The organism is Arthrobacter sp. CAN_A6 (assembly GCF_015751715.1).
Classification (GTDB): domain Bacteria; phylum Actinomycetota; class Actinomycetes; order Actinomycetales; family Micrococcaceae; genus Arthrobacter_D.
The window spans coordinates 1-11542 of sequence record NZ_JADOUV010000027.1 but is presented as its reverse complement, the minus strand read 5'-3'; the positions used below and the strand labels follow the sequence as shown (position 1 = coordinate 11542).

The window sequence follows — 11542 nt, the reverse complement described above, 5'->3', positions numbered from 1 at the left end:
CAGCAGCGCTAACCGCCTACCAGACCCGCGACCAGGAACCCCTGGCCGCGTAACCCGAAACAACAAAGAACTGTCTCACAAACTTGACGAGCGCAAAGGGTTGATGTGCAGCAATGGTAACTGCGTGGAAGGATGGTAGAAAAACCTCCAAACCTTTCCAGTGTTTGGAAAACCAATCCCACACGGGAGCCCGCGCTACGGGCTGAGAGGAAGCTGAAGCGGCTTCGACCGTTGAACCTGCACCGGGTAATGCCGGCGAAGGAAGTGACTTTGATGCCACACAACAGTTCAGCAACTGTGCCGCACGAAACCATGCCGCTCGATGCCCGGCGGGCCGTCCGCGGTGGGATTTTCGGCAACTACGTCGACCAGTTCGACATCTTCCTGCCTATCATCGCCCTGGCACCGGCTGCTACTCACCTGTTCGGTCCGGAAAACCTTGCAGGTAACGCCGGACTGATCTTCGTCGCGACCCTTCTTGGAAGGCCACTCGGTGCCGCGATTTTCGGGCCGATAGCGGACCGGATCGGCCGGGCGGCCACAACGCAGGTTGCGCTGGTTGGCATCGCGGTGACCACACTGCTCATCGCCCTGGTCCCCGGTCACACTGTTCTCGGCGATGGAACATTGCTGACTATTGTCGCACTGCGATTCGTTGGGGGTATTTTCCTGGGCGGTGAGTACACCTCGGCGATTCCCTTGGCGATGGAGTGGTCGGAGCCGAAACGGCGCGGTCTGATCAGCGGACTCATCATGTGGATGTCGCCGTGGGCTAATGCCAGCATCGCCGCCCTGGTGTTCGTCCTGCTTGGCGCGCTCAATGCTGAGCATTACAACGCGTGGGGTTGGCGGGTCCCGTTCCTGCTCGGGTCCTTTCTGGCGTTCGGCATGCTTATCTATTACCGGAGCCGTGTTGCGGATGCCCCGGTCTGGAAGCAGTCAGCCAAACGCGCGAATCCACTCAAGGACATTTTCATTGGCGAGCACCGCCGCGCGCTCTGGCAGGTCTTTCTCCTGATGAACGGATTGTGGCTGTTCACCTATATGGCAATTCCTACCCTGACCAGTGAATTGGCATTCGACGGACGCCTGGACGCCAAAGCCATCTCCTTCACTCTGATGTGCGCAACCGCTACCTCGGCGGTCTTCATGGCCGCCTGCGGGCACCTGTCGACCTTCACCGGACGACGCCGTTTTTTCATCGGATTCGGCGTGCTCGGCGCCATTCTGGCTCCCCTGGCGTTCCTCGGCGTGTTCTCCGCCGGAAGCACCAACGGCGTCGTGGTGCTCGTGGTCGCCCTGCAGATCGTGACGGTTTCCGGGTACGGCCCCGTGGGCGCCTACCTCGTGGAACGCTTCCCGGCGGCAGTCCGCTCCAGCGGGTACGGCGTGGGCTACAGCCTTTCCATCGTGCTTCCCGCCCTCTACCCGTACTACCTTCCCCCATTGCAGGATCTGCTGGGGCGCCACGAAGCAATCGCCCTGTTGCTCGTTCTCGCCGGACTCCTGGTGATGATAGGCGGACTCACCGGCCCCGAACCCGACAAAACACACCAACTGCAATAAAGGCTGCGGAAAGAATTGCACCGTTTCGGGGGACGCGAAGCACCTATCCCGCCATTCCTGGAAGATGTTGGTTGTCCCTCAGCGCGTTGTTGATCCTGCTGCAGTCCATAGCAAGTGGAAGTGGTTGATGGGTCCGTTGCCCTGTCCCACCTGCAATTCGTCGGCGGAGGTGAGCGAGTCCTGCAGCCAGTCCTTGGCCTGGGAGAGCGCACCGGTCCAATTACCCGTCCGCGCCATGGCTGTGGCGACGGCGGAGGACAGCGAACACCCTGTCCCGTGCGTGTTCCTGGTGGCCACCCGTGGGGACACGAATTCGACGACGCCTCCGTCGGCACCATCGAGCTGACCGGCGGCATCCACGAGTGCGTCGGGACTGGATTCTGCGCTCAGATGACCGCCTTTGACGAGCACCACTGTCTCGCAGGACTTGGATAGCCTCCGGCCCTGCTCGAGAGCTGCAGGCCAGTCAGCGGCGACCGGTTCATCCACCAGAACCGCGAGCTCGGGAAGATTGGGGGTCACCAGGTCCGCCATTGCCACCAGTTCCCGTAACGCGGCCTCCGCGTCTGAGGCCAGAAGCCTGTCCCCGCTGGTGGCGACCATGACGGGGTCCAGCACCACCAGTGGCGGCCGTACCCGGTCGAGCCACTCCCGGACGACGGCGATGGTCGCCACATCTCCCAGCATTCCGACCTTCACGGCGTCGATGGTCACGTCGTCACTGACGGCGTCAAGCTGTTCGGTGAGGAACGATGCCGGTGGCGTGTGCACGGAGCGGACGCCGCGGGTGTTCTGCGCCACCAGGGATGTCACTACCGCCATCCCATACCCGCCGAGGGCGGCGATGCTTTTCAGGTCGGCCTGAATCCCCGCGCCGCCGGTCGGGTCTGTTCCGGCGATGCTGAGGACCCGCGGGACATCGCGCAGCGTCAACGCTGTCAGGAACACCATTCCTCCTTCAGTTTCTGGGCCGCTGCCCGGGGATCATCGGCTGCGCATACCGCGGAGACGACGGCCACCCCGGCGGCGCCGGCGGCGCGCAGCGGACGCACGTCAGCGCTGCTGATCCCGCCGATCGCGACGCACGGCAGACTACTGGAGGCGATCAGGGCACCGAACCCGTCGATCCCCAACGGTTGGGGATGATCCGCCTTCGTCGCGGTGGCGTGGACGGCGCCGACCCCCAAATAATCCACCGTCCGCTCGGGCAACTGGTGGGCCGTCCGAATCTCGTCGTCGGTTGCCGCGCTCAAGCCGACAATGGCCTCCGAACCTACCAGGGCGCGAACCAAATCCGCTGGCAGGTCGGACTGTCCGACGTGCACCCCGGCGACCTTTGCTCCTGCCACCCGTGCGGCCAGGAAAATGTCCACCCGGTCATCAACCAGCACGGGCACCCTGTCACCGACGGATTCCGCGACGGCCATCAGCAGCTGCAGCAGTTTTCGGGAGGAAGCTTCCTTGTCGCGCACCTGGACGATCGTGACGCCCCCTGCCACCGCCGCGGCAGCAACCGCGGCAACCGTCCGGGGGCTGCACTGGCGCGTATCAGTCACCAGATACAGGGGCAGGTACTGCCTGGGGTCTGTTCTGAGATCCGCCCGGCTCATCGGATGCCGCCCAGTGCATCCACAGGGCGGAGGTCCAGTCCGGTAACGACGTTGTCGGGGGTGATACCGGCCAGCCGGTCAAGGAACTCCACCGCGAAACTTCCCGGACCTTGCGCCCGGGCCGCGGCCTGCTCCGCCGCAAGGGTGTAGACCCCGGTGGCCGCGGTTACCGCCAGCAGCGGATCTTCGGTGAGGGAAGCAAAGGCAGCCATTACGGCGCCCAACGCGCACCCACCACCGGTCACCCGGGTCAGCAGCGAGTGCCCGTTCGCCATGCCTATAGCCTCCCCGTCAGGTCCGACCAGTAGATCCACCGCACCGGATACTGCCACCGTCGAGGAGAACGAGGCAGCAAGGTGCCTTGCCGCCTCCAGCGCCTCCAGGGGGTTATTCGTTGAGTCCACTCCCCTGCCACCAGCCCCAGCACCGGCCAGAGCCATAATCTCGGAGGCGTTGCCGCGGATGATGCGCGGGCGGAGCCCGACGAGCTGATGCGCCAGTTCGGTGCGCACGGTCAGGGATCCGATGGCCACTGGATCCAGCACCCACGGTGTTTCAGCAGCATTCGCGGCAGCTGCAGCCTCGAGCATCGCGGCCCGCTGCTCGTGCCGCGGAGTTCCCAGATTGATCAGAACCCCGGAGGCCACGGACGCGAACTGCCCGGCCTCCTCCGGTATATCGACCATCGCCGGGGCTGCGCCCACAGACAGGAGGACGTTCGCGGTGAAATTTTTCACCACTGCGTTGGTGATGCACTGGATTAGAGGGCTCCGGACCCTCAGTTCCTCAAGCAGCACTGCACAATTCGACGATGTATAGCGAATAGCCATCCGCGACATCCCTTCGCTAGTTCGAACTAGATCAGGTTCAACGGGTCTTGATTCTCAGCTGCACTTTTAACGGTCAGCACCCCGTGTCACTCCTGCAACCTTAGCCGTTCGCCTCGCGGGCCTGGAGCAGGGCAACTCGTCAAACCGCGCCCGGCTTCCGTCAAGGCCCGCGGGATGGGAGACACACCGAAGGGGTTTGAGCGCGGGCACCAGCGCGACTACAGTCGGATCCTGTAAAGCGGGAGCTTGGGCGGGAACCAGGCTGAGAGGGCGAATGAAGGCGTCGCCGACCGCATGAACCTGTCCGGGTAATGCCGGCGAAGGGACGTGCTCTGATGCTCGGATTTTCCACCACCATTGTTCTTCTATCGATCGTCCTTGGGGTATTCGCCTGGGTTGGCCTGGCGGTAGGACGTGACCGCGACCTTGAAGAGTTCGCGGTGGCACGCAACAGCCAGAACAGCCTTGGGCTGGGCCTTTCATTTTTCGCCTCCGGTGTAGGCGCGTGGATCCTTTTCGCGGCCCCCGAGGTCGGTGCCTCCGCGGGACTGGCCGGAGTGTTGGGCTACGCGGTTGCCATCACCATTCCCCTGATCGGCCTGGTCCTTGTCGGCCGGCGGTTGCGGGCACTGGTACCGACAGGCCACAACCTGATCGAGTTTGTCCGGCTCCGCTACGGACGGACTATGCACGTCTATGTCCTGGCGATTTCGATGCTTTACATGCTCGTGGCCCTGGCTGCTGAACTGACCGCGGTAGGAGCGGTGCTCGGACGGCTCTCAGTTGTGGACCCTCGTCTTGGCATCGCTACCGTTGCGGCGATCACCGCCCTGTACACAGCGTACGGAGGGCTTCGCGCCTCGATCCGTACCGACCGTTGGCAGTCATGGCTGTTGTTCGCCCTGCTGATCGTGGTCGCCGCACTCCTCTTCGTGGGTCTGTCGCGGGAGGGTGCCCCGATCGACGCGGCGCTCTTCACCGTGGACGCGACCGGTGTCGAGGCAGCATTGACGCTGATCGTGGCAGTAACGGCCACCACCCTGTTCCACAATGGTTACTGGCAGCGGGTATGGGCGGCCCGGGACGAGGGCGCGTTGACCCGCGGCGCGGTGATCGGGGCATTGACACGCTTTCCGGTGGTTCTCGCGGCAGGCATGGTGGGGCTCCTTGCCGCGGCCTACGGCGTCGCGCTTGGCACACCGCCTGTTCCGTTCTTTGCCCTGCTGGACTTCCAACCCACTTGGGTCCTTGCGGCAGTCCTGATCCTCACCCTGGCCCTGGTCGCCTCGACGGTCGATACGCTGCAGAACGGCCTCGCCGCCGTCGCTGTCACGCACGTCCCCGCCATGGGTCTGACCGGGGGGCGGATCGCCACGGTCGTGTTCACCGTCATCCCGGCCCTGGTCGCTTTCCAGGGGTTCTCGGTGCTGCGCCTTTTCCTCATCGCCGATTTGTTCTGCGCGGCCACCATCGTGCCGGCGTTGCTGGGATTATGGCACCGCTCCACGACCGCCGGGGCCGTCAGTGGTGCCCTGGCCGGCCTCGCCGCCGCTGTGGGCTACGGCTTCGTAGTGGGCGGCAGCCTGCCCCAAGCCGTTGCCGTCGCCACGTTCTCGGACGGACTCGCGTTGCCGCCGTTCCTCGCCGCGCTGTCCGCCTCCGCCGCCGTCACCATCGTGGTGTCATTGGCGGCTGGCCGAAGCACCGACCTGTCCACCCTCGACGCACGGATAACCCCCTTGACGTCGTCGCGTGACCAACGGGATCCCGCAAACGAAACACCGGAGGCAATCCGATGACCGCCAGACCGGACTCCTCATCGCAGGTGGAGATCCGTGACGCGCTGGATCTGCGAATTCAGGCCTATATTGAGCGCGGTGCCGCCCCGGCAGGGCCGAACGAGCACGGCAGCGCCGTAGGGGACGAGGATAATGCCGCATTCGGACGGCTTGCCCTTGAGCTCTTCGCCTATCAGTACGACCACAATCCGGCCTACCGGCGCTTCTGCCGCTCACGCCGGGCGGAACCTGGAAGGCTCACCAGCTGGGAACACATCCCTGCCGTGCCGTTGACCGCGTTCAAGGAACTCACCCTTGCCTGCGAGCCGCCCGAAAAAGCCGAGGCGATCTTCATGACCAGCGGCAGCACCAACCCCGCCCAGCGGGGACGCAACCACCACCCGCACCTCCACCTGTATAACGCGTCCCTGCGGACCGGTTTCGCCCATTACTTCCTGCCCGACCGGGAACGCATCCCCCTACTGGTCCTCAATGCCCCGCCGGAGGACCAGCCGCACTCCTCCCTCGCCTACTTCTTCGGGCAGCTCGTCGACTTCTTCGGCGCACCCGGCAGCAGCCACTTCATGAACGACGACGACCTGCAGTGGCGGCGCGTCGCAGGGGCCTTGCAGCAGGCAGAGGCAACGGGGGAACCCGTCGCCCTGCTTGGCACCTCTTTTGCCTACGTCCACCTCCTTGACGCCTTCGAGAAAGAAGGACTCTCCTTCCGCCTGCCGAAGGGAAGCCGCCTGCTCGATACCGGAGGGTTCAAGGGACGCTCACGCGAAGTATCCGCCGAAGAGCTGCGTAACCAGTTCAGCCGCCGCCTGGGAATACCCGATTCCTGGTGCGTCAACTACTACGGAATGACCGAGATCAGCACCCAGTACTACGACACCACCCTGCGGGACTCCTGGCAGGGCAACGAGAATCAGCCCCGCCGCAAAGCCGCCCCAGCCTGGACGCGGATACGCGTGGTGGACCCGGAAAGCGGAGCATCCGCAGAACCCGGACAGCGGGGCTTGGTTGTCCACTACGATCTGGCCAACAGGGGCTCCTGCCTGGCCGTCCTCGCCGAAGACGTGGGCTACCTCACCGCGCTGGACAGCCCCCAGCAGGGCGCACAGGGGTTCGTCCTGCTGGGCCGCGCCGAAGGAACCGAAGCCCGCGGATGCTCGATCGCCCTGGACGAAATCCTCGCCGCAAATCGGGATCCATCGACATGACCGTCAAACCCGGACAAGGAACCCCAAAGCGCATAGGCAGCCCGCCCGCCGAGGGCCCGGTGCACGACGGATTCTTCCTGCCTCAACTCAGCCCAACCGAGCTCCACGAATTGATGTGGGAAACCCGGTCCTGGGGCGGCGTCGTCCTGCGAATGCCGGTCGTGACGCCACCCCTGATCGACCTGGTGTGCCAGCGGCTCCTTCAGGCCCAAGCCGATTACCTTGCCGAGCGGCCGGTGATGGACATCGTCGAGGCGCTCGGGCGGGTGACCGCCAGGTGGTCGGCTCCGGACTACTACTGGAGGCGGCAGGCCGAACAGCTGCTGCCCTCGGTGACCGGGTATGCCCCCGACATGGTTCGCCGGGGTCTGAAGGACTATCTGAAGACGTTCCGCCGCGATCGGTTGCTTCGATTCCTTTCCCAGGACTTCGAGAATCCGCTGGTGCTCGACGGCTTCCAGCCGAACCGGGCAGGTGGACGCTCACAGGCTTACGGGCCGAGGTTGACCACCCAGATTTTCGCCGGCAACGTTCCGGGGCTGCCGGTGTGGAACCTTATCTGTGGGCTCCTGGTCAAGTCTGCCACCCTGGGGAAATCCGCCTCCGGTGAACCATTATTTCCCGTGTTGTTCGCCCGGAGCCTCGCCGAAGAAGACCCCGACCTCGCCGCGTGCCTGGCCATCCTGCACTGGCCCGGAGGGGACGAGGAAATTGAACAGGTGGCGTTCGGTCATTCCGAGGCCGTCACAGCCACGGGCGGACGGGCGGCCATCGAAAGTGTGGCGGCACGCCTGCCTCCCGGTATGCCGTTTGTGCCGTACGGGCACAAAATGAGCTTCGCCGTCATCGGCCGGGAAGCGTTGGCACTCAACCGCTACACCGAGACCACCCGCCGGGCAGCACACGATGCTTCTCAGTATGACCAGCAGGGGTGCCTCTCCCCGCACTGCCTGTTCATCGAACGCGGCGGAGCAGTGGATCCCAAGACCTTCGCCGCCGCATTGGCAGCCGAAATGAGCCGCTTCGAGCGGAGCAAACCACGCGCCCGCCTCAGCCTGGAGGAAAGCGCCATAATCGAGCGTCTCCGGTCCTCCTACGAGTTCCGGGCCTACAATGACGACAGGATCGAGCTGTTCACCAGTGACACCGGCACCGGTTGGACCGTGATCTACGAAGAAGAACCGGAGCGTTTCGAACCCTCACCGCTGAACCGGTTCCTGCGCGTGCACCCTGTCGATGGAATGGGCGACGTCGAACGCCTCGCCGCTCCCGTGCGCCGTTACCTGCAGACCGCCGGTGTGGCCTGCTCACCCGACCGGCTGACCGACTGGGCGCAGGCCCTGGGCCGGTGCGGCGTCGATCGTATCTGCGCCGTCGGGCAAATGCCCGAACCGGCAGCCGGGTGGCATCACGACGGACGGGGAAACCTGACAGCGCTGGTCCGCTGGGTCGACATCGAAGGAGCCGCCGAGGCGGCGCTGGAACATTACGACGCCGAATGGACCCTGCCGGCGCGGCAGGTCTCCTCACGGAGGCAGCCATGACTGCCTTCGGATCTGATCTGGGTACCAGTGACCTGCTGCGTGACCGCGTGGCCATCGTGACGGGTTCCAGCCGCGGCATCGGGGCCGCAATCGCGCGGGCCCTCGGGGCCCACGGTGCCACCGTCGTCGTCAACTACCTGCAGAACCGAGACGCCGCGCAACACGTCGTCGAGGACATCGAAGCAGTGGGCGGCCGGGCTGAAGCCTACGCCGCCGACGTTACCGACCCCGAAGCCGTAGCCGCGATGGTCGCTGAGGTTACCGAGCGCTTCGGTCCCGTCAACCTGCTGGTCAACAACGCCCTGCGGAGCTACACGTTCGACCCACTGACCCGCGGCACCGCGTGGGACATTTCCTGGGAGGACTACCAGAGACAATTCGAGGGCAGCGTTGGTGGCGCCTTCAATCTCTGCCGGTCGGTGTTGCCGGGGATGAAAACGGCCGGCGGCGGACGGATCATCAATCTCGTCACCGACCTCATCGAACGCCCCAGCGTCCCGTACCATGACTACACCACCGCCAAAATGGCTCTCCTGGGCTTTTCCCGCAACCTGGCCTCCGAACTCGGACCCTTCGGCATCACCGTCAATTGCATAGCGCCGGGACTCGTCTTCCCCACCGACTCAAGCCACGCCACCACCGACGAACAACGCGACGAACTCGAAACAGCCACACCACTACGCCGTCTGGCCTCCCCTGAAGACGTAGCCGGCTCCGTACTGTTCTTTGCCAGCGGCTGGTCCAGCTTCGTGACCGGAGCCTGCCTGTTCGTCGACGGCGGGCTCATCATGAAATGACCAGAACAAGAGCAACAACTGACGCACGCATCGATCTTAAGCGCTTCAGCGCCGCCCTAGAAAACTTCGGCGCCCACCAGACTTTCAGCGGAGCCTGAACCTCTGCCTCGCAACTCAGCGGATAACGCAGCCCGGTACCACCAGGAAAACCCCATCTGCCGCTGACGCAGGTTCTAAGAACTACATATGTGAACCGCTCTGGGTTTGATGGAGACTCGCGCTATTTGATTTCCACCAGTTGAGTGTTGTTGGTTTTGCCAGCATAGAACGCCTGCTCGAATTCTGCGGGTGGAATGTCGCCGAGGTAGCCGTGCAGACGTTCAGTGTTGTGCCAGTGAACCCATCCGAGGGTCGCTAGCTCAAGGTCCTCAACTGTTTTCCACGGACCAAGTCGGGCGGGACCTCGGACGAGTTCGGTCTTGTAGTAACCGTTCACGGTCTCGGCCAGCGCGTTGTCATAGCTGTCGCCGACGGTCCCGATCGACGGCGTTGCGCCAATCTCCGCAAGGCGTTCGCCGTAGCGAATCGACGTGAATTGACTGCCCGCATCGCTGTGACAGCGCAGGTCATCATGGTGAGTGCCGCGGCCCCACCGCGCCATTTCGATCGCGTCGAGGACCATCTCGGTGCACATATGTGACGCACACCGCCACCCGACAATCATCCGACTGAACACGTCAATGATGAAGCAGACATACGCGACACCAGCCCACGTCGGAACGAAGGTCAGGTCGGTGACCCAGAGCCGGTTTGGCGCTATCGAGGTGAACTCCCGGTTCACCAAGTCCGGGTGCCTCGTCGCAGCTGGATCCGGCCTCGTCGTCTTCACACGCTTTGAACGGGTCACACCCTCGATGCCAGCCGCGCGCATCAGCCTGCCAGTCTGATCGCGGCCGATGTCGAGCCCTGCACGACGGGCGGCTTTCCAGAGTTTACGGACACCGTAAACGCGGTAGTTGTTGTCCCACAGTGTGACCAGTTCTGGTGTCAGGACCGCGTCGCTGACCGCTCGTGCCGACGGTGCGCGGTCCTTCGCGGCGTAGTAGGTACTCGGAGCCACCTGCAGCAGCGCGCAGATGGGCTCGACTCCGAGCCTGCGTCCCTCGACGACGTCATTCTTGTTCGCGTCGATGAACGCGACTACTTCCGGTGTTGGCGGTCGAGCTCCGCCCCGAAGAAACTCGCGGCGCGCTTGAGGATTTCATTCGCGCGGCGCAGCTCGCGGTTCTCCTGCTCGAGCTCACGCACCCGCCTGGCTTCCGAGGTACTCACCCCTGGGACCTGGCCATCATCAACATCTGCCTGACGCACCCATGCCCGTACCGACTCCGTCCCGTATCCCAGCTGCGATGCGACTCGATGCACTGTTCCGTGCTCGGTACCCAGCTCCGCCCGCAAGGTCCGCACCATCCGGACTGCAGCAGCTTTCTCCTCCGGCGAATACCGACGTGCCGTCGGCCTCCCAGATCCCTGACTCGTTGCCATGACTCTATTCTCGTTTCCAAGATCAGAAGTCCCCAACAAACCCAGGGCGGTTCACCGCGCACTGCGTGATTGTGGCCATGTATGGAGCCACAGCTGCGAAGGTCGCCATCAACGAGATTCCGTTAACGACGAACCAGGCGTGCTGCAATTTGCAAATCGATCCTTCGCGGGCTGAATACCGCTATGTATTCCATTGGGTTGCAAACGAGTACGAACGACTTAAGGGGCTTGGCGAAGGCTCGCAGTCCAACCTAAACGCGCAGAAGGTTCGGAACTACCCAATATTATTGCCCTCGCTTAAGGAGCAACGCAGGATCTTGGCGATCCTTGACGAATTGGGGTCTCTCGTAAGTGACCTTAGGGTTCGCCTGTCTGCTGAGCTTGCGGCTCGTGGGAAGCAGTACGAGTACCACCGTGACCGTCTAATGATATTCGAGGAGCTATCAGTATGAGTGAGGCAACTCCCCGGAAGTACGATCCGATCGCTGTCTCCAGCGAGAGCACCGTCGTCGCTGAGTACGTGCCGGACCCGAAAGCGGAGGCAGCGTATCAGACCGAGGCTGAACTTGAGCGTGAGCTGATCCGCCTATTGCAGTCACAAGCGTACGAGTATGGTTGGGCCCCCGTTAGCAGTCCAGCGTCTATGCGATAGCTAGTTGGTTTTCTTGCGTCCAGTTCTCCCAGTAGTGCTTCGGCGTCATGCCGT

At 63.7% G+C, this 11542-nt stretch carries 10 protein-coding genes and 3 riboswitches; of the genes, 6 read left to right on the top strand and 4 right to left on the bottom strand.

Going from position 1 to position 11542, the window contains the following annotated elements:
* Positions 1 to 172 precede the first annotated feature (172 nt).
* Positions 173 to 281: riboswitch (TPP riboswitch) on the top strand.
* A complete protein-coding gene (locus IWX75_RS17100) occupies positions 274 to 1566 on the top strand; it encodes an MFS transporter (RefSeq protein ID WP_334684449.1) in 1293 nt (430 codons plus the stop codon). (Overlaps the previous riboswitch by 8 nt.)
* A 78-nt stretch (positions 1567 to 1644) precedes the next feature.
* Here the strand turns inward: IWX75_RS17100 and thiD are convergent, their stop codons facing one another.
* The 3 genes from thiD to thiM all read right to left on the bottom strand — a co-directional run bounded on the left by thiD (position 1645) and on the right by thiM (position 4006).
* Positions 1645 to 2517 (bottom strand): bifunctional hydroxymethylpyrimidine kinase/phosphomethylpyrimidine kinase, encoded by an 873-nt coding sequence (gene thiD, locus IWX75_RS17095; RefSeq protein ID WP_196823461.1) that lies wholly within the window; start codon positions 2515 to 2517, stop codon positions 1645 to 1647.
* A complete protein-coding gene (gene thiE, locus IWX75_RS17090) occupies positions 2505 to 3122 on the bottom strand; it encodes a thiamine phosphate synthase (protein ID WP_334684448.1) in 618 nt (205 codons plus the stop codon). The genes thiD and thiE overlap by 13 nt, the downstream gene beginning before the upstream one ends.
* A 50-nt stretch (positions 3123 to 3172) precedes the next feature.
* Positions 3173 to 4006, bottom strand: coding sequence for a hydroxyethylthiazole kinase (gene thiM, locus IWX75_RS17085; RefSeq protein ID WP_196823459.1), 834 nt, complete (start codon positions 4004 to 4006; stop codon positions 3173 to 3175).
* Positions 3998 to 4100, bottom strand: a riboswitch (TPP riboswitch). (Overlaps the previous gene by 9 nt.)
* A gap of 134 nt (positions 4101 to 4234) precedes the next feature.
* Positions 4235 to 4349, top strand: a riboswitch (TPP riboswitch).
* Between thiM and IWX75_RS17080 the strand changes: the two genes are divergently transcribed.
* From IWX75_RS17080 to IWX75_RS17065, 4 genes are all read left to right on the top strand, one after another.
* Positions 4342 to 5805, top strand: coding sequence for a sodium:solute symporter family transporter (locus IWX75_RS17080; RefSeq protein ID WP_196823458.1), 1464 nt, complete (start codon positions 4342 to 4344; stop codon positions 5803 to 5805). It overlaps the preceding riboswitch by 8 nt.
* On the top strand, positions 5802 to 7010 hold the full coding sequence (locus tag IWX75_RS17075; RefSeq protein WP_196823457.1) for a LuxE/PaaK family acyltransferase: 1209 nt from the start codon (positions 5802 to 5804) through the stop codon (positions 7008 to 7010). The genes IWX75_RS17080 and IWX75_RS17075 overlap by 4 nt, the downstream gene beginning before the upstream one ends.
* Positions 7007 to 8554 carry an acyl-CoA reductase gene (locus IWX75_RS17070; RefSeq protein ID WP_196823456.1) on the top strand — a complete coding sequence of 516 codons (1548 nt, stop codon included), beginning with the start codon at positions 7007 to 7009 and terminating at the stop codon, positions 8552 to 8554. Before IWX75_RS17075 ends, IWX75_RS17070 begins: the two co-directional genes overlap by 4 nt.
* Positions 8551 to 9351 carry a 3-oxoacyl-ACP reductase gene (locus IWX75_RS17065; protein ID WP_196823455.1) on the top strand — a complete coding sequence of 267 codons (801 nt, stop codon included), beginning with the start codon at positions 8551 to 8553 and terminating at the stop codon, positions 9349 to 9351. The genes IWX75_RS17070 and IWX75_RS17065 overlap by 4 nt, the downstream gene beginning before the upstream one ends.
* Before the next feature lie 220 nt (positions 9352 to 9571).
* Here the strand turns inward: IWX75_RS17065 and IWX75_RS17060 are convergent.
* Positions 9572 to 10836, bottom strand: a protein-coding gene (locus tag IWX75_RS17060; RefSeq protein WP_334684447.1) for an IS3 family transposase whose coding sequence is annotated in 2 segments (ribosomal slippage) — positions 9572 to 10533 and positions 10533 to 10836 — 1266 coding nt in all. Because the reading frame shifts where the segments join, the coding sequence is not laid out codon by codon here.
* Positions 10837 to 10913: 77 nt separating this feature from the next.
* On the opposite strand from IWX75_RS17060, the gene IWX75_RS17915 reads away from it, so the two are divergent.
* Complete coding sequence (locus IWX75_RS17915) at positions 10914 to 11288, top strand: restriction endonuclease subunit S (protein ID WP_196823454.1); 375 nt, start codon at positions 10914 to 10916, stop codon at positions 11286 to 11288.
* The last annotated feature ends 254 nt before the right edge of the window (positions 11289 to 11542 follow it).